11 protein-coding genes and 1 tRNA gene are annotated in these 18,406 nt (G+C 37.8%); 7 read left to right on the forward strand and 5 right to left on the reverse strand.

Annotation, left to right across the window (positions count from 1 at the left end; all coding sequences use genetic code 11):
• Window positions 1-485: 485 nt before the first annotated feature.
• Window positions 486-560: transfer RNA gene (locus tag B0A80_RS12440), tRNA-Pro, on the reverse strand.
• A 610-nt stretch (window positions 561-1,170) separates the two neighbouring features.
• Here B0A80_RS12440 and B0A80_RS12445 point away from each other — a divergent pair.
• The 6 genes from B0A80_RS12445 to B0A80_RS12470 all read left to right on the forward strand — a co-directional run bounded on the left by B0A80_RS12445 (window position 1,171) and on the right by B0A80_RS12470 (window position 6,475).
• Complete coding sequence (locus tag B0A80_RS12445; protein WP_017494829.1) at window positions 1,171-1,938, forward strand: ParA family protein; 768 nt, start codon at window positions 1,171-1,173, stop codon at window positions 1,936-1,938.
• 5 nt (window positions 1,939-1,943) lie between these two features.
• Complete coding sequence (locus tag B0A80_RS12450; protein ID WP_089077477.1) at window positions 1,944-2,846, forward strand: ParB/RepB/Spo0J family partition protein; 903 nt, start codon at window positions 1,944-1,946, stop codon at window positions 2,844-2,846.
• Entirely contained in the window at window positions 2,846-3,406 is a 561-nt protein-coding gene (locus tag B0A80_RS12455; RefSeq protein WP_051041425.1) for a DUF5683 domain-containing protein, read from the forward strand. The genes B0A80_RS12450 and B0A80_RS12455 overlap by 1 nt, the downstream gene beginning before the upstream one ends.
• A gap of 39 nt (window positions 3,407-3,445) precedes the next feature.
• Window positions 3,446-4,147: a 4-hydroxy-tetrahydrodipicolinate reductase gene (gene dapB / locus B0A80_RS12460; protein ID WP_089077478.1), complete on the forward strand. Its 702-nt coding sequence runs from the start codon at window positions 3,446-3,448 to the stop codon at window positions 4,145-4,147.
• 66 nt (window positions 4,148-4,213) lie between these two features.
• Window positions 4,214-5,767, forward strand: a complete 1,554-nt coding sequence (gene lepB, locus B0A80_RS12465; RefSeq protein WP_070907763.1) for a signal peptidase I — start codon at window positions 4,214-4,216, stop codon at window positions 5,765-5,767.
• Window positions 5,768-5,857: 90 nt separating this feature from the next.
• Complete coding sequence (locus tag B0A80_RS12470; protein ID WP_070907764.1) at window positions 5,858-6,475, forward strand: WbqC family protein; 618 nt, start codon at window positions 5,858-5,860, stop codon at window positions 6,473-6,475.
• 124 nt (window positions 6,476-6,599) lie between these two features.
• Here B0A80_RS12470 and B0A80_RS12475 read toward each other — a convergent pair whose 3' ends face one another.
• A complete protein-coding gene (locus B0A80_RS12475) occupies window positions 6,600-7,910 on the reverse strand; it encodes a S28 family serine protease (RefSeq protein WP_089077479.1) in 1,311 nt (436 codons plus the stop codon).
• A gap of 179 nt (window positions 7,911-8,089) precedes the next feature.
• Here B0A80_RS12475 and B0A80_RS12480 point away from each other — a divergent pair, with 179 nt between their 5' ends.
• Complete coding sequence (locus B0A80_RS12480; protein ID WP_089077480.1) at window positions 8,090-9,310, forward strand: M24 family metallopeptidase; 1,221 nt, start codon at window positions 8,090-8,092, stop codon at window positions 9,308-9,310.
• Between the two features lie 76 nt (window positions 9,311-9,386).
• Here the strand turns inward: B0A80_RS12480 and B0A80_RS12485 are convergent, their stop codons facing one another.
• From B0A80_RS12485 to B0A80_RS12495, 3 genes are all read right to left on the reverse strand, one after another.
• Window positions 9,387-13,235, reverse strand: coding sequence for a M43 family zinc metalloprotease (locus B0A80_RS12485; protein WP_089077481.1), 3,849 nt, complete (start codon window positions 13,233-13,235; stop codon window positions 9,387-9,389).
• A gap of 491 nt (window positions 13,236-13,726) precedes the next feature.
• The gene (locus B0A80_RS12490) at window positions 13,727-15,184 is read right to left on the reverse strand and encodes a SusD/RagB family nutrient-binding outer membrane lipoprotein (protein WP_089077482.1); all 1,458 of its coding nucleotides are present in this window, start codon (window positions 15,182-15,184) and stop codon (window positions 13,727-13,729) included.
• Between the two features lie 11 nt (window positions 15,185-15,195).
• The gene (locus B0A80_RS12495) at window positions 15,196-18,402 is read right to left on the reverse strand and encodes a SusC/RagA family TonB-linked outer membrane protein (RefSeq protein WP_070907769.1); all 3,207 of its coding nucleotides are present in this window, start codon (window positions 18,400-18,402) and stop codon (window positions 15,196-15,198) included.
• Window positions 18,403-18,406 lie beyond the last annotated feature (4 nt).

The following is an 18,406-nucleotide window of genomic DNA, read 5'->3' on the forward strand; positions in this document are numbered from 1 at the left end:
CCCGATTCGAACCTGCGGCCTTCCTGATTCCAATCGGGACTCGATAACAGTTCAACTATAGGATTTCAGTTTAAAGCAAAAAAAAAGTCTTTCCAAATATGAAAAGACTTTTGTCGGGGTGGCAGGATTCGAACCTGCGGCCTTCCCGATTCCAATCGGGACGCGATAACAGTTCTAGCTATAGGATTTCAGTTTAAAACAAAAAAAAAGTCTTTCCAAAAAATGAAAAGACTTTTGTCGGGTTGCCCCGATTCGAACCTGCGGCCTTCCCGATTCCAATCGGGACGCAATAACAGTTCAGCTATTAGGATTTCAGTTTAAAGCAAAAAAAAAGTCTTTCCAAAAAATGAAAAGACTTTTGTCGGGGTGCCCCGATTCGAACCTGCAGCCTTCCCGATTCTAATCGGGACGCGATAACAGTTCTAGCTATAGGATTTCAGTTTAAAACAAAAAAAAAGTCTTTCCAAAAAATGAAAAGACTTTTGTCGGGGTGGCAGGATTCGAACCTGCGGCCTCCTGCTCCCAAAGCAGGCGCGATAACCGGGCTACGCTACACCCCGTAAGCGGGTGCAAAGATAGAACTATTTTTTACTTATCCAACAACAATTTTAAAAATATCCGTTTTTTTATTTTCAAAATAACTTCAAAATATAGAATATCAAACACTTCACTTTTCAATTAGCACAAAAAAAATATAAATATACCCTCAGATTAAAATATCACAACGATTCAGTCCTTTACATATACTTCATTTTAACACATAGTCTCGTAAGTTCTGAACTTATTTAATGAAGGGATTTCACTTTATTTAAATACATCTCCCCTTCAATGCGAAAGAAATATTTTTCGCATTGCATTTTGTTTGGAGGTGCTATTCTTTTATTTTTCACAACCCGCCTTGTAAAAGATTTGAAAAAGAAAAATGAGCAGTAAAATTTACACCCACTTTTAATTCCCTTTTTCTGACTAAAGTAAGATTTTGTTCTTTTTAGACTAAAAGAAATCGAAAAATAGAACGAAATTTCGTTCCTGTTTTTTCATTATCGTTAAAATCAATTCCAGAAAAGACGCACCATACAACGATTAACCGAAGATTCACAAATGTTAACAAAATAGATTTTCAGAAACCATAAATAATTGTATTTTTACGGTTCAAAATTCAGAAAATAAATGGGCAAAATCATTGCGATTGCTAATCAAAAAGGAGGCGTTGGAAAGACTACAACATCTGTAAATCTTGCAGCCTCATTAGGTGTTTTAGAAAAAAAAGTATTATTGATCGATGCTGATCCACAAGCCAATGCTACATCTGGCCTTGGGATTGACGTAGAATCAGTTGAAGCCGGAACTTATCAAATCCTGGAACACAGTATAACACCAAAAGAAGCTGTATTAAAATGTACATCTCCAAATGTCGATGTGATACCTGCACACATTGACCTTGTTGCCATCGAAATCGAATTGGTTGACAAAGAAAACAGAGAGTACATGCTTAAAAAAGCATTAGAAAGTGTAAGAGACGAATATGACTTTATCATTATCGACTGTGCGCCTTCTCTAGGTTTATTAACCCTGAATGCTTTAACAGCTGCTGATTCTGTGGTTATCCCAATCCAATGCGAATATTTTGCACTTGAAGGATTAGGAAAATTATTGAACACCATAAAAAGTATTCAAAAAATACACAACCCGGATCTTGACATAGAAGGATTGTTACTAACCATGTACGATTCAAGATTACGTTTGTCTAATCAGGTTGTAGAAGAAGTTCAAAAACACTTTAATGATATGGTTTTTGATACCGTTATTCAACGAAATGTTAAACTGAGCGAGGCACCAAGTTTTGGAGAAAGCATCATTAATTATGACGCAACCAGTAAAGGAGCCGTTAATTACATTAATTTAGCTCAGGAGATTATAAAGAAAAACAGCAAATAGTTTTTATGACAAAAGCAATTAAAAAACAAGCCTTAGGAAGAGGATTATCAGCGTTATTAAAAGATCCGGAAAACGACATTACATCAGTAGAAGACAAAAATGCTGACAAGGTTGTTGGAAATATCATTGAGCTTGAAATAAGTGCTATCGAAATAAATCCATTTCAGCCCCGAAGCAATTTTAATGAAGAATCGTTACGCGAATTAGCCACCTCTATTAAAGAACTTGGTGTAATTCAACCTATTACTGTTCGTAAATTAGATTTCAACAAATATCAGCTCATCTCAGGAGAGCGTCGTTTACGTGCTTCGACTTTAGTAGGCTTAACGCATGTTCCTGCCTATATTCGTATTGCCAATGACAACGAATCATTGGTTATGGCTTTGGTTGAGAACATCCAGCGTCATGACTTAGATCCGATTGAAATTGCACTTTCCTATCAACGTCTGATTGACGAAATTCAACTGACACAGGAGCAAATGAGCGAGCGTGTTGGAAAAAAACGCTCTACAATTGCCAATTATTTACGTCTTTTAAAACTGGATCCGATCATTCAAACAGGTATCCGTGACGGTTTTATCAGTATGGGACACGGTAGAGCAATCATTAATATTGAAGACTTAGACATTCAGACTGATATCTACCAAAAAATAGTAAGTCAGAATTTATCTGTTCGTGAAACTGAGACTCTGGTAAAAAACTATCACGAAAGTTTAAAACCAAAAGCAGAAGGAAAACCTAAAACAGAATCTTCTTTTGTAGTTAGAGAAACACAAAAAAACACTTTCAACGATTATTTTGGTTCGAAAGTTGATATAAAAGTCGCCGGCACGGGTAAAGGAAAAATCACCATTCCATTTGATTCTGAAGCCGACTTTAACAGAATAATAAAATTAATAAACGGATAGTGAATAAAATTGTCCCCATAAGTCTATTGTTCTTTCTCATAGGAACCGTTTCTCTTTTTGCTCAGGTAAAAAAAGACACGGTTTTGGTTGTTAAAGACACTAGCAAATTGCAGGAAATCGATCCTCTTACACCTGCAAAAGCAGCATTCTACTCGGCAATTTTACCGGGTTTAGGTCAGGCATACAATAAAAAGTACTGGAAAATCCCTTTGGTCTACGGAGCGATTGGTACGAGTTTATACTTCTATCTTGACAATAACAAAAAATACCACGATTATCGCGAAGCCTACAAACGAAGACTGGAAGGCTACAATGACGATAAATATAAATTCCTGGACGACAGCAGACTTATTGCCGGTCAGAAATTTTATCAGCGAAACAGAGATTTATCACTATTATTTGTCGTTGGTTTTTATGCCTTAAACATTATCGACGCCAATGTTGACGCTGCACTGATTCAGTTTAACGTAAACGAAAGATTATCATTGCGCCCGGAAATTTACCCTGACGCTGTAACTTTCAAACCAAATGTTGGACTAACTTTTAATTACCACTTTTAAATAACTCCGGTTACTTGAATTTTAAAAAAAATACACGAAATGAAAATTGCGCTTTTAGGATACGGAAAAATGGGAAAAGTAATCGAGCGAATTGCTTTAGAAAGAGGTCATGAAATTGTTTTGAAAAAAGACGAATTCAGTACTTACGACGGACTTTCAACAGCCGATGTCGCGATCGATTTCAGCGTCCCTAATGCTGCCGTTGACAATATCTCCAATTGCTTTCATGCTAATGTACCTGTGGTTTCAGGAACTACAGGATGGCTAGAACACTATGACGAAATGATATCGCTTTGCAACGAAAAGAAGGGTGCTTTTATTTCGAGCTCTAACTTTAGTTTAGGGGTTAATATTTTCTTCGAACTGAACGAATACTTAGCTAAAATCATGTCTCAACTGGATTCGTATAAAGTTACGATGGAAGAAATTCATCATACACAAAAACTGGATGCTCCTAGCGGTACGGCAATTTCTTTAGCCAAAGGAGTTATCGAAAACAGCCAATACACCAATTGGACTCTGGACGAAGCAAAAAACAACGAAATTCATATTGAAGCTAAAAGAATAGGCGAAGTACCAGGAACCCATACTGTAACTTATGACTCACCTGTAGACAGCATCGAATTAAAACACACTGCACACAACCGCGAAGGATTTGCTCTTGGAGCGGTAATCGCAGCAGAGTGGCTTGCCGGAAAAACGGGAATCTATTCTATGAAAGACGTATTAAATTTAAAATAAACAGTTAGGAAGGTTTAGGTAAAATTTCAAATTAAGTCCCGAACCTAAAACTTTAAATAAAATATTATGACACTATATCTTTGGTTTGTATTTTTCTTAGCCGTTCAGGTTATTCATTTTATCGGAACCTGGAAATTATATCAGGCTGCCGGAAGAAAAAGCTGGGAAGCTGCGATTCCGGTATACAATTCAATCGTTTTAATGAAAATAATCAGTCGTCCAACCTGGTGGACTTTATTGCTTTTCATTCCTATTATTAACCTGATTATGTTTCCGGTAGTTTGGGTGGAGACTTTAAGAACGTTTGGCAAAAAAACAACTTTAGATACTCTTTTAGGAATTTTCACTTTAGGTTTCTATATCTATTATGTTAGCTACACTCAAAAACTAGTGTACAACGCTGACAGAAAATTAACTTCTGAAAATAAAGCAGGTGACACCCTGAGTTCTTTACTTTTTGCCGTTATCGTAGCAACATTGGTACATACTTATTTAGTACAGCCTTATACAATTCCTACTTCTTCTTTAGAAAAATCTTTATTGATTGGGGATTTTCTGTTTGTAAGTAAAGTAAATTATGGCCCAAGAGTCCCTATGACTACGGTTGCATTACCAATGGTACATGACTCTATTCCTTTTGTAAAACAAAGATCCTATTTGAAATGGCCACAATTGCCTTATTTCAGATTACCTGCTTTAGAAAAAATAAAACGAACTGATATTGTCGTTTTCAACTGGCCGGTAGATACGGTTCATTATTTTTATGAACCAAAAGGAAGACCGGGGGTTATCAAACCAATTGATAAAAAATCAAATTACGTAAAAAGATGCGTAGGTATTCCGGGAGACAGCTTATCAATTAAAGACGGATTTGTTTTCATTAACGGAAAAAAATTAGTTTTACCGGAAAGAGCAAAACCTCAATATTCTTATTCCGTAGCCATAGACCCAAAAATTCCTATTGATTTTGAATCTTTAGTAAGAGAGCTTGATATTACAGACGGAGCAGGATTTAAAAGTGAAAAAAGAGACACTCTTTATTTCAGAGCTTTGACTGAGGCAAGTGCAGAACGTCTGAAAAATACGCCTGGTATTACTGCCGTTACAAGAGAAATTGACCACGGAAATGACAACGCTATTTTCCCGCACATCAACAAATGGAATCAAGATAATTTTGGTCCGATTTATATTCCGGAAGCTGGAAAAACAGTTGCTTTAACCAATGAATCATTACCATTTTACAAAGACATTATCACCACTTATGAAGGAAATACTTTGCAGCTGGATGGCTCTAAATTCTTAATCAACGGTAAACCTGCTACAACTTATACTTTTAAGCAGAATTACTATTGGATGATGGGAGACAACCGTCACAACTCTGAAGACAGTCGCTACTGGGGTTACGTTCCGGAAAATCATATTGTAGGAAAACCGGTTTTCATCTGGATGAGTTGGGATACTAACGGTAAAGGAATCAACAAAATTCGCTGGAGCAGAGTTTTCACAACCGTTGATGGTGAAGGACAACCACAATCTTACTTTAAGTATTTCTTGTTTATTCTTGCGGCCTATTTTGTTGGAGAATATTTCTGGAAAAAAAGAAAACAAAACAAAGCATAAATAAAAAAAGTTATTTTTGTTTCAGGTTTCAAGTTTCAGGTTCACTCACAACCTGAAACTTGAAACCTGAAACTTTTAAAGCAATTAAAGATGAACTCTCTATTACTTCCTACTTATTTTCCATCGATCAGCCACTTTGCAGTTATGGCACAATCTGAAAATATTACTTTTGAAATGGAAGATAATTTTCAGAAACAAACTAACAGAAACCGTACCTACATCTATAGCCCGAACGGAATTCAGTTACTAAATATCCCGGTTAAACATTCGAAATCAGGTCATCAGAAAACAAAAGATGTTATCATCGAGAATGAATTTGACTGGCAAAAACAGCACTTCAAATCATTGGAAGCTGCCTATAGAAGCTCTCCTTTTTTTGAATTTTTTGAAGATGATATTCGTCCTGTTTTTGAAAAGCAGCATACTTTTTTAATGGATTTGAATCTGGAAGTTCTGGACATCACCACTAAATGTCTGCGCATGAAATTAGCGTTTGGTAAAACCACAGAATATTTTCATGAGGTAGAAAATATCTCCGATTTCAGGGTTTTGGCTAACGGAAAAAAAGACCTTAATTCATTTGAAAAGTACACTCAGGTTTTTGATGACAAACATGGTTTTATCAACAATTTAAGCGTTCTGGATTTACTTTTTAATGAGGGTAAATTTGCTATGGATTATTTGAAAACACAAAAACTACTGGTTTAATATTTAACCGCAAAGCGCGCAAGGGTTTACGCGAAGTTCGCAAAGATTTTTTAGCCACAGATTCCACAGATTAATACAGATTTTTAAAATCCTTTCAATCCGTGAAATCTGTGGCTATTTTTTCTTAATTTATTTCGGCCTTATCGTTAAGTGCTTTTAAGTCGAGCCATCTTGATAATGTTTCCATGATTCGCTTCTTATCACTCTCCGGAAAATCCTTCACTCTCGTAGTGTGACTCCCCCCGGGAAGAACCATTTTTAATGCATCTAATTTGGAATCAGGTGTTGGAGCGCACGAGTACCAGGTGTCGTAACCACCATAGATGTACAAAATTTTGCTGCCTTTATTTTCTACATATTTTCGTACTTCTCTAATGTATTTCGGATTGTATTTTATAACCACTCCTTTAGGCGCAAATCGATCATTGGAAGTACTTTTTACCACTTGAAGCAAATCGGCAACCGGAGAAAAATCAAATCCATAGTACCCCAATTCTTTTAAATGTTGATAATAGGACGGCAAGTAATGAAAATACATCTTATCATTATAAGTTCTTACGCCTGAAACCTCATCCAAATAGGCAAACAGCTCTTTCGGGCTCGCCGTTACTGACGGAATGGCCTCGCATTTTCCTCCCCATTGCCAAAAAGAAAAAGGAAATTCTAAAACTGCATATTCTAATGCTTCAGCGAAAGGAACTTCGGTAAAAGTCATTTTCTTCTCTTCTGCATATTGTTTAAACTCCTTTAAAACGGCTTCTCTATTTTCTAAAACTGCTCTCTGAAAGGCTGTAATTTTAGCCCTGCATTCTGCCGTCCCCACTGTTTTAGTATGCTCTACTGTTCGGGGATCTTCCTGAGTATTAATTAACGGAGCAACATAGGGCATTGCCACATCCACATCATCCGGATATTTTGATTTGTAAATCAAAGCTGTTTCACCACCTTTACTTATTCCGGTCGAAATCCATTTTCCTGTATACAACTGCTTCAGTTTTGTTACAAGATTGTGGTAGTCGGCGATAGCCTGATCGTTTGTTAAATATTCCCATGGAAGTGGTTCCGGTCGCGACTTTCCATAAAAGCGGTATTCGACTGCAATCTGATTTGCGTTTAACAGTTTACTCACCTCACTTTTGATATTATTGGTATTGTAACCATGAGTTTCAATAACCATTGGATTATTAAAATTCAGATGCGAGAGGTAAACATAATGCTTGAAAGTTCCTTTTTGCAGATTTTTATGATCTAAAGGTTCGTCTAAAATCAATTGGTATGACTCTGCATAACCTTCTAAATTTTCTATTGTTGTGATTTCGGCTTTGGGAAACAGTACTGTGAGCTTCTGGTACAAATCTGACTTATCCTGTGCTGTAGCAAAACACGAACTCAGAACGACGCACAATAGCAATACTAAACGCTGTATACTTTTCATTTTTTAAGTTTTAATTGATCTTTTAAAAATACAGGCATTACAACCCAAAATCCAATAGTATATTACCCTTAAATTATTCTATTTTATCTACTTTAAGTTAAAATACCACTATCCCAAAATATTGGCTTATTTTTAATCCAGAAAAACAACAAAAAACTATTAACCTTAAAACAACAAATATGACCATTGGAGTTGGCGGATCTAACGCAATTGCAGAATTAGAAAAAATACAAAACATGACCCTGAATGTAAAGCCCATTCAGCCGGAGGAATATCAAATGCGCATTCAGAAAGCGGTGTCGCTTATGAAAACAGCAGGTTTTAAGTCCTTATTCGTGAATGCAGGAACCAATCTATACTATTTTACCGGAACCAAATGGAATCCCTCTGAAAGAATGGTTGGAGCCTTATTGTTTGAAGACGGCAGTCTGGAATATATTGTTCCAAAATTTGAGGAAGGTACTTTTAGAAAATTCATGAAAATTGAAGGGCATTTAAATTGCTGGGAAGAACACGAATCGCCATCTGTTTTATTTGGAAAGATCCTGGAGACCAAAGGCATAAACAACGGTAAAATTGCACTGGACGAATCTGCCGGTTATTTTTTAGTTGATGCTATCGTAAAAGCCAATCCAAATTACGAATTCGAAAATTCCCAACCGGTTACAACTGGCTGTCGCATTCAGAAATCAGCAAATGAAATTGCGATCATCCAACTAGCCAAAGAAATTACGATGGTGGTTCAACGTGCCGCTGCACGTATTTTGTATCCGGGTATAAAAGCCGAAACGGTTGTCGATTTTATCAATCAGGCACATATCAAAGCGGGAATTACTTCAGGTTCTCACTTTTGTATTGTGTTGTTTGCCGATGACTCTCAATATCCTCATGGGGTTACTACTCCTCAGGATTTAAAAGATAACGATGTTGTACTTATTGACACAGGATGTCGTTTGGAAGGTTACCTGTCTGATATCACCAGAACTTATGTGTACGGAACCCCAACGGAAGCACACATCAAAATCTGGAATTTAGAAAAGGCTACACAAAAAGCCGCTTTTGATGCAGCACAATTAGGAGCAACCTGCGGTTCGGTCGATGATGCCGCACGTAAAGTAATTACAGCAGGTGGTTTGAGTGCCGATTACGAATTGCCTGGATTACCTCATCGCGTGGGTCACGGAACAGGATTAGATATTCACGAACATCCGTATTTGGTAAGAGGTAATACTACTGTTCTGCAAGAAGGAATGGTAGTAAGTAACGAACCTATGCTTTGCATCCCGGGTCAATTCGGGATTCGTCATGAAGATCATTTTTACATGACCGCTGAGGGTCCAAAATGGTTCACTACTCCAATGCACAGTATTGATAATCCGTTTGGCATTGGTATCAATTAAGCTGTATTTAATTTAAAAAAGCATAAAAAAAGGGAAACAATATCGTTTCCCTTTTCTTCTTTACAAACCAAATTATTTATTTAACCAATAACTTTTTAGTATCTGTGAAGCTTCCATCTGTAGCTACCACTATATAAACTCCTTTTCTAAGACGGTTTACCGGATAAGAAAGTGTGTTTTTTACAATGTCAATAACATTTCCTGTACTGTCGTAGATGGTGATTTTAGTATCCGCCAGGTTTAAATTAGCGAAATTGAAATTAACCACATCCGACGCCGGATTAGGATACATCGTAAATGATTTTGTAAAATCAGTCTGATCTGCTCCTGCACTTCCGTTTTGCAAATCAATGGTCAACGGAGCGCTCCAGTTACTTGCATCAGTAGCATTTTTAGCTCTAACTCTAAACTGATAAACGGTTTGTGTACCTTGTTTCGGAACCCATAAATAATAGGTTGTGGAAGTTCCGAAAGTGGTCCAGCCTGTAGCAGCATTATTCAACTGCACTTCATAACTTGTAGCATTCGCCACTGTATTCCATGAAGCATAAAATCCGGATGAATACACTCCTGAATTCCCAATATTTGTTGGTGTCGGTAAAGTTGTCGGATTAGGTGCTGTACCTGCAACGACTGTATAATCTTCGACATCACCATCTCCAATGTTTCCACAAGCTGACGGGTTCGAATAATATTTCATTACAATACGCATTCTGGTCGTTCCGGTAAACGCAATTGGTGTAAAACTACCCGTAGCTGTTCCGGTAGAAGAAATTCCGTCAATCACTTTTTCAGAAGCATCAAAAACATTGTTTTTATTGTAATCGATCCACACTCCCCAATATTCTAAATAAGATCCTCCTGAGAAACCTGCTGCCAGACTTACACTTGTTGCTGTTCCCGGAGTTACGGTCACGGTTTTAGAAGTAAGATTGGCATAGCCGCCTGCATCTTTACCGGATGTATTGGTGAAACTTCCAATAGTTACTGAATTGATGTATTCGTAATTATTATTCCCCTGAGCAGTACAATACGCTGAACCTGCCGTAAGAGTAGCTGTAACCTCATTAGAATAGGCGGAGTAAATGCTGTTTGCTTTTGCACGTACTCTGTATTTATAAGTACTTCCGGCTGTCAAACCTGTGTTGGTATAAGTAACCGCTGTACTTGCTAATGTCGTGATCTCGGCAAAAACATTATCTGCTCCTGCTCTTTCTACTACAATATTTGTCGCGTTAGTTGCGTTGTTCACCCATGTCAATTGTGCTTGTAAACTGGTATTGTTCACTGTAGCTGTCAGACTTGAAGGCGCCAAAACGGTTACAGGTACCTGAGTTCCGGCCTGAATGGATTCGTTTGGTTTCGTATTGTAAGCATAGTCTAAAACAGAATAACCAACTCCACCCGCTTCTACTTTAACATGCATCCAGCCATAACATGTACGCCCTCTGCTTTTATATTCAAAACCGATATAACCTGTTTGATTGTCCCAGGCTGTATAACTTGCCGTTCTTAAATCTAACTGATCCGGATATGCCGCTCCAGGAGTTACAAAATTACTTGAAGCACCAATTGTAGTTCCCTCTGTAATTAAACTAATGTTACGTGTACCTGCAGGTCCTACCAGTCTTTTGCCATAAGTTTCTACTTTTAAAGCGGCAGCGGCAAACTGCCATGCTCCATACTCCGTATTATCTCCAATTCCTAAATCAAAATACTGCCAGGTTTGGGCTGCCGAAGCAACATAGTCAGGATTGTTTACATAGAAAACTCCGTAAGGCGCATCAAATTTCAAATTGATTGTTTTTGATGACATATCAAGAGTCGCAATTCCGCCAGTGATTGCAGCATCTTTAAAGGTAATCGTCACAGCAGCATCATTTGCAGGTAGATGTGCGGTTGCTTTTCCGGTAAAGGAAACCACTACTTTATTATTTCCCTGAAGCGTCAGTACAGCGGTTAATCCTGAAGGAACTCCTGTAATCGTATAATCAGTTCCGGCTGTTAAAGTTCCTGTGCTTTTTGTAAAAGTTCCATTGTTAGTAGATAACGAAATTGTACTGGTCGTAGTAACACCACCGTCATTTGCCTCTGCCTCGTACAGTATACTTTCTGATAGAACAACGGCCGTTTTGTTAGTCACACCGGTATAAATAGGTGCATTGGGTTGTGTATTATAGGCATATTCAGAAATGGTGTAACCGTCTCCATTTGCCGCAACACTTATTTTGAACCAGCCATAGCAAGGTAATCCATCGATTTTGTATTCAAAACCTACATATCCGGATTTTCCATCCCAAGCGGTATAACTCGCTGTTCTTAAATCTAATTGATTTGGGTATGCTCCCGGAGCGGTCATATTACTTGTCGGGCCAACTGCGGTGTTTTGTGCTAATAAGGTAATGTTTCGGCTGCCACTTTCACAAGTTAATCTTTTGCCATAAGTTTCAATTTTTAGCGCATTGGCCGCATAACGCCAGCCTCCGAATGAAGTGTCGTCTCCTTTTGCAATATCAAAAAACTTCCAGACTAAATTTGAGGAGATGTTAATATCCGGCATGTCTACAAAGAAGATTCCATAAGGATCCGTAAATCTTAAATTGTAAAACAAAGCAGTACAAGACAATCCTGTGGTTCCTCCTGTAAATGCGGCAGGTAAGAATGTTATTCCGGCAGTTGTATTTTGCGCTGCCGCGTGATTTGTCGCTTTTCCTGAAAGTGTTACTGTCACCTGACCATTTGAATTTACAGTAACAACCGGTGTGATTCCGGCTGGAAAAGTATGTGTAAAATGGGTTCCGGCTGACAAAGTTCCTGAACTTAGTGCAAAAGTTTTTCCTCCGCTTAAAGTTACCACTGAGGCTGTATCAAAAGATCCATCATTGATAATGGCTTCTTTAAAAGTAGTTCCGGTTGCCACTAAACTGCTTTCAGTCGTGTTCACTCCGGTGTCAATTAAGTTTTGAGGCTGCCAGAGTGTGATCCTTGCCGGATGCTGCAATGCAGCCAGCATTCTGTCAATCTGACCTTGGGTGTACATTTTGTAACAGCCTTGTGCGCCATTGTACCCCATGTAGTTTTCTATATTTACTTTATCTCCTGTACAATTGGTTCCCGGTGTACAAGCCAAGGTGTGCTGACCGTCTTCTGCAGGGGTGTCGGCAACTTCATCTGTGCCGGAGCATCCTCCTTCGAAAGTATGAATAAGGTTTAAGAAATGTCCGAATTCATGTGTAAGGGTTGCTGAAAATTCTTTGCTGTAGGAGTTGTCGTAAAGATAAGCTCCATTAAAAACGACACGTGCTGTATTATTGGCCATCATACCAGAATCAGGATACCATGCAACTCCTGAATTGTTAAAAACTCCTTCGTTATACAAATCGTTCTGAATATAAACGTTCATATATTTTTTATTGTCCCAGGCATCGGCAGCAATCTGATCATCGTAGCCACCGCCATTTCCGTAACCGTTTTTGGCTGCATGGAAAACAACTCCTGTCGTACATCCGCCATTAGGATCTTTTTTTGCCAGTTTAAATTCGATGTTTAATGTTCCTCTTCTCGCTTGAAAAAAGGGCTCAACTGTTTGGTAGTCGGCATTCCTGCCATTGAAATCGTCATTTAGTTGAGCCAAATGATTGACAATTTTTTCATAGGTAATGGTTTTTCCGCTTTGAACGTCTCCATAAATATGGAAAACCACGGGGATAACATAAGTAGGTGTTGCTGCTGTTTTTGAAGTTTTGCTTTTACGCTGGAGGGTAAATGTTCTGGTAAAGGCTTCAAAATCTTTTTTTTCCTGAAGTGATTTGGGGCTATTCCGATACACTTTGGCGTTTTCTTCTGTCGTCCGGCAAGGAAGTCCCTGCGCGCTCATTTTCCCTATCGAAAAAACAAGCATTAATACTAGTAGTTTTGTTTTCATTTTTTTTGGGTTAATTTGTTGCCACCAAATTTACCAGCATAGCTTCTATTTTACTGATACTATGTTATTTAAAAATAATATATAATTAACAACTTTTTAACTTTAAAAAAACACATAATTAAAAAATAAACCAAATAAACCAAGCATTCACAAACAAAATGGATTGTTTTTTAAATAAAACAAAACTGAGACTTCGACTTCGCTCAGTCGGACAATGTAATTCAATAAGTAAGACCTGACCTTCACTCAGTCTGACAATGGGATTCAATAAACACTTCGGCTTCGCTCAGTCGGACAATGTAATTCAATAAATAGGACCTGACCCTCACTCAGTCCGACAATGAGATTCAATAAACACTTCGACTTCGCTCAATCGTACAATGTAGTTCAGAGTAAACACTTCGACTTCGCTCAGTCGGACAATGGGATTAAACAAAAAAAACCGGAACCTAATTAAAGGCCCCGGTTAAAAACAGGAAAACTAATTCAAATTAAAATTTATCCCAGAAAATTTTTGTAGTCATTAAATCTCCTCCTATTGCAGCTGAGGCAGCTTCATAATTTTCTTTGTTTAAGGTTTTATCAAAAAGAGAGTAAATAGTACGAACCGGTACTTTTCCTTTTGCCGCATCAACAGCAGTTGAAGGGGCTAACAAAACAGGGAAATCTAATCTTCTGTATTCTGTCCAGGCTTCAAATCCTCTATTGTAATAAGCAATCCAAAGCTGGTAAGCGATTTTTTCTTTTGTCGTTCCGGCAGCAGTTGCAAAGTCAACATCGGTTCTGCTCAAATAAGTTTGCGCATCAGCATTCGAAACTCCCCAAAAATTCATACTGGCCAAAATTCCTTTTTTATAATATTCTTCCGAAGTTCCTCCTACGCTAAATCCTCTGTTTGCAGCATCTGCCAAAAGGAAACAGGTTTCTGTGTAGTCAAAAATTACCCCCGGGTTTGTTTTTTCTTTCAATCTTGATCCCATGTTTGAGAAATCACCATAACTTACTTGTTTGGCATAAGGAGCTCCTTTATAATTTCCTTGCTTTTTAGAATTTGGATTAAAGAATATATCACGTCTTGGGTCATTTTTTCCATTTAACTGATTCACAAAATATTCAGTCGGGATAGTCTGACTTTCGTTTACCAGCGTATCATACAACGGATTCATGTCTACAAGTGATGAAAAATACTGGAACAATGCTGTTTGATCTTCACTGGTCATTACGCCTGAATTGTAAGCACTTTCTACTATTGCTTTTGCTTTAGCAGGCTCAATGTCTGCAAGGTGTAATCCCAATTTTAATTTCACACTATTCGCTAATGTTTTCCATTTTGCCACATCGCCTTTGTAAATTAAATCGGCTTTACCAAAGCTCTCTTTACTGCTGTCCATAGCAGCAATAGCTGCATCTAATCTGGCAGCCAGATCTAAATAAATGGTTTTGGCATCATCGTATTTTGGATAAGGATATAGATTAATATCCAAAGCTTCACTGTAAGGCACGTTTCCAAATAAATCTACAAGCGCCTGATACGCCATCACAATCTGAACGTCAAGTACTGCGATTTTGTTTTTCTTAATTGCAGTATCAACAGCTCCTAAAGCTTCTTTGCTCTTTATGTCTTTTTGAGCGTTTACCAAATCCTGCAAAACGTCTCTGTATAACAACGTTGAAAGAGAACTTCCTAAATTTCTTCTTTCCATATTGTAGTTCACCTCATCGGTATAGGTTGTGGTAGACCAATATTGAGCATATCCTCTAAAATTATTGCTGTTTACTGAAGCATTGGTCAGGAAGAACGCATAATTTACCTGCGCATTGGTCATGAGCGCCCCCGGCAAAACGGTGGTATATGCTTTTTTATCCTGATTTAAATCTTCTAAGTTATCACAAGAGGCTACCGAAAGTAAAATGGCTCCTGCAAAAAATATCGTTTTTACTATTTTCATTTTTTTTGTTTTTAGAATTGAACTTTCATATTAAAGTTATACTCTTTTGAGGTAGGCAAAACTCCGGTTTGAAAGCCCTGAAGATTTCCTGAAGAAAGTCCCGCTTCCGGATCAGCATAAGGTAAATTTTTATGAATGATCCATAAGTTGCTTCCATTAACTGACAAAATCATATTAGTGATAAAAGTCTTTGCAAGGAATTTTGATGGCAATCTGTAGCTTAATCCTAATTCACGTAATTTCACATAAGAAGCATCGTAAACATATTGCTGTTCCGGCATGGAATTGTAAAATGAATATCCATTTGCTCCTTCTACACTTACCACTTTATCATTTGGAGTTCCGTCTTCTTTAACCCCAGACAACAGAATCCCTCCGCCGCTTGCAATCGGATTTCTTTGTGGATTTCCTAAATGATTGTTCGAAACCGTACTTTCATAAATACCTGTAGTATGTCCGAAACGTTGGTCTAATGAATAAACGTCTCCTCCTTTTTTCACATCAATCAAAAAGTTCAATGAGAAATTTTTATACGTAATTACGTTGTTCAAACCACCAATCCAATCCGGGTTTATATCCCCAATTGTTGCTCCGGCCGTTTGCAAATATCTTCCGTTTGAACGAATTACTTTTTCTCCGTTTAAATAAGTAAATCCGGAACCGATCAACTGTCCAATTGGTTTTCCAACCTCAGCAACATATCCTACTCCCTGGAAAGATCCTAACGAAATTCTGTCAGCTCCTCCTAATGAAATTACTTCATTTTTATTGGTAGACCAGTTTACTTTTGCTTCCCAACTAAAATTGGCTGTTTTTACCGGAATTACAGACAAGGTCACCTCATATCCTTTATTCTGAACATCTCCTCCGTTTATCCAGGCTCTGGTGTATCCGGTTTGTGTAGGTGTTTCAACTGAAAGAATCTGGTTGGTTGTATTACTTTTGTAGTAAGAGAAATCAAGACCTACACGATTATTGAACAATTTAAGTTCTATACCGGCTTCAACACCTCTTGTCAACTCACTTTTTAAATTAGAGTTACTTTTATTGTTTTCTGTAGAGAAACGAATTCCGTCAGGTCCAAAATTATCACCTTTTGGATAAGTTGCTGCAATCACAGCAAACGGAGCATCATTACCTGTTTCTGCATAATTCAAACGAAGTTTTCCAAAAGACAACCAATTTGTTTTAATGTGGTTACTAAAGATATAAGTTCCTGTAATCGAAGGGTACGTATAAGTACTATTACTTGATGGTAACGTTGAAGACTTATCTACACGATAACTTCCCTCTAAGAAATAAGTTTCCATAAAATTGAAACTCGCATTAGCATAAACACTGTTGGTACCGATGGCTACTTCTGACTCACCAGGGCTGTTGATTTTATCAATAGAATTACTCAAAGCATAAATTCCAGGCACTACCAGTCCGCCATTTGTTGCTGCAAAAATTGACTTACTCACTGAACGTCTTGAATTAGCTCCAAGCATTCCGTTGAACTTAATTCCGTCTGTAATATTGGTTTTAAAATTCATGATCAAATCAAAGTTGATCTCTCTGAACGTTTTATCAAATCTGGTATACTGTCCAAGTGCATTTGGTGTTCTTTTTGATCCCACAGCAATGCGCTCTTCCTGTAACTGACTATAGGTATCTACAGCACCCTTACCTGTAACATCAAACCAATCGGTGATTTGTGTACTCAAAGCAAAGTTTCCGAAAAAACGATCACGATCTAAAGTGTTGTAGTTGTTGTATCTTTGAAAATATGGATTGTCATGAAACTGCAATGTTAAATCATTTGGTCCTCCAACGCTCCAGGTTGTATTTTTTCCTGTAAGGTCATAAGCATCTTTTAAATCCTGAAAATCTACACTAGTAGAGTACCATTGTCTGATACTGCTCAGATAGTTATTTCCACCGTCACCATAACCAGTCTCATTCATTCCTTTCGCATTTGCTTTTAAATAATTGGCCGATGCTGAAATTTTAGTTTTAGGCAGAATGTTATAGCTTCCTGAGAAGTTAAAATTGTCTTTACGATTGTTGCTGTTTGGCAAAATCCCCTGATTCATGTTATAGTTCGTATAACCAAATCTGAAATCTCCTTTTTCACCTGATCCGGTAAAAGCGATATTATTAATAAACGTTAAACTCTTTTGATAAAAATCATTTGGATTTTTCTTTACTGCTGTCCAAGGAGTAGCTTTTCCGTAACCCGGTAATTCAGGGTAGAAAGAACTCCAGTTGTACACTAACAAACTAGGATCAAATTTAGGTCCCCATGAAGCATCATCGGTTGCAGCATACGGATGTACTCCACTTCCTAAATCTACTGTGCCATAGAAGTCACCATATCCACCACCGTACTGATTTTGATACTCCGGTAATGTTTTTTTATCAACTACACCAACAGTTACTCCGGAGCTAAAACTTACGCCTAAACCTCCTTTAGATTTACTTCCTTTTTTTAGTGTTACAAGGATCACCCCGTTTGAAGCTCTTGAACCATACAAAGCAGAAGCTGCAGCTCCTTTCAGTACGTTCATCGTTTCGATATCGTCAGGATTGATATCCGAAGCGGCATTTCCGTAATCGTATCCTCCTGTGTTACCTCCGCTTTTCTGATCGGCACTATTGGTATTGTCATTATTCAACGGAATACCGTCTACAATCCATAACGCCTGATTATTTCCAGTTAAAGAAGTAGTACCACGAATCACCACATTCGTTGAACCTCCAATATTATTGTTACGTCTGATTTGTACACCGGCAATTTTACCTGAAATCGCATTGGCAACGTTACCATTGTTTACTTTGGTCAGGTCTTCTCCTTTAATTTCCTGAGTGGCATATCCCAAAGATTTCTTTTCTCTTTTCAACCCCAGAGCGGTAACGACAATTTCCTGCAGCTGCTCTGAAGCAGGGGATAAAGAAACATTGGCAGTGTTCCCCGTAACGGTTACCTCTACAGCCTTCATGCCAATATAATTAAAGATTAAAACTGCATTTTGACTTGTCTTTATAGAATATTTACCGTCAAAATCAGTTTGAGCTCCTGTTTTTGTTCCTTTGATCAATACACTCGCACCCGGTAAAGGTAAGCCTGCATTATCTGAAACAATTCCCGATACAACCCGCTCCTGTGCGAGCGCAAATTGTGCTAGCAGTACAAAAAAAAGTACTACCGTTTTTCTTTGAAAAAACTTGAATTTCATAAAA

The sequence above is a fragment of the Flavobacterium tructae genome (assembly GCF_002217475.1).
In the GTDB taxonomy this organism is placed as follows: domain Bacteria; phylum Bacteroidota; class Bacteroidia; order Flavobacteriales; family Flavobacteriaceae; genus Flavobacterium; species Flavobacterium tructae.

Coding starts and splice junctions, on each gene's coding strand:
- B0A80_RS12445 (WP_017494829.1), top strand. CDS start 1,171: ATGGGCAAAATCATTGCGATTGCTAATCAAAAAGGAGGCGTTGGAAAG.
- B0A80_RS12450 (WP_089077477.1), top strand. CDS start 1,944: ATGACAAAAGCAATTAAAAAACAAGCCTTAGGAAGAGGATTATCAGCG.
- dapB (WP_089077478.1), top strand. CDS start 3,446: ATGAAAATTGCGCTTTTAGGATACGGAAAAATGGGAAAAGTAATCGAG.
- lepB (WP_070907763.1), top strand. CDS start 4,214: ATGACACTATATCTTTGGTTTGTATTTTTCTTAGCCGTTCAGGTTATT.
- B0A80_RS12470 (WP_070907764.1), top strand. CDS start 5,858: ATGAACTCTCTATTACTTCCTACTTATTTTCCATCGATCAGCCACTTT.
- B0A80_RS12475 (WP_089077479.1), bottom strand. CDS start 7,910: ATGAAAAGTATACAGCGTTTAGTATTGCTATTGTGCGTCGTTCTGAGT.
- B0A80_RS12480 (WP_089077480.1), top strand. CDS start 8,090: ATGACCATTGGAGTTGGCGGATCTAACGCAATTGCAGAATTAGAAAAA.
- B0A80_RS12485 (WP_089077481.1), bottom strand. CDS start 13,235: ATGAAAACAAAACTACTAGTATTAATGCTTGTTTTTTCGATAGGGAAA.
- B0A80_RS12490 (WP_089077482.1), bottom strand. CDS start 15,184: ATGAAAATAGTAAAAACGATATTTTTTGCAGGAGCCATTTTACTTTCG.
- B0A80_RS12495 (WP_070907769.1), bottom strand. CDS start 18,402: ATGAAATTCAAGTTTTTTCAAAGAAAAACGGTAGTACTTTTTTTTGTA.